Source organism: Vibrio sp. 1249-1, assembly GCF_033340495.1.
Genome location: NZ_JAWOWJ010001211.1, coordinates 1 through 508, shown reverse-complemented (window position 1 = coordinate 508; position 508 = coordinate 1). Strand labels below are relative to the sequence as shown.

At 44.3% G+C, this 508-nt stretch carries 1 protein-coding gene; it reads left to right on the top strand.

All coding sequences use genetic code 11. The features are described 5' to 3' along the window. Positions 1-508, top strand: a 508-nt coding sequence (locus tag R7Z50_RS31320; RefSeq protein WP_318150255.1) for an EAL domain-containing protein, incomplete at both ends; no start/stop codon positions are given.

Here is a 508-nt window from a genome sequence, read left to right as displayed (position 1 = left end):
GAAAGGGTTCTTCACTGAGCTTAGGAATGAAATGGGAACAAAAATGCATACCACTATCGTTGAGGGACAAACGGGAGTGTCAATCCTCGGCTATGATACAAACAGGCCAAAGCAAGCGTTAGCGCATGCAGCCCAGGCGATGTTGTCCTCACTTTCTGGAGAAGGTGGCTATTTTAATTTTTATAATAGTGAGCTTCATTCTGAGTTAGTAAAACGCCAGCATTTAGAGGCGTTTTTGGAAGCGCAAATCGACAGTGGGCTGGTGGATGTTCATTTTCAACCAATAATTGATAGCCGAACTGGTAAAGTCGTTAAGTTCGAGGCCTTAGCGCGCTTTTATCATGAAAGTGATGCCTATAGCACTCAAGAGATGATTACTGTTATTGAAGACTTAGAGTTGATTGCGGCTCTAGATGATGAGGTTTGTCAAGCCGCGCTCAAACACTTTCCGCGCTTGCAAGACATACATGGCGAGGAAATCGGGTTAACCATCAATCGCTCACTGAAT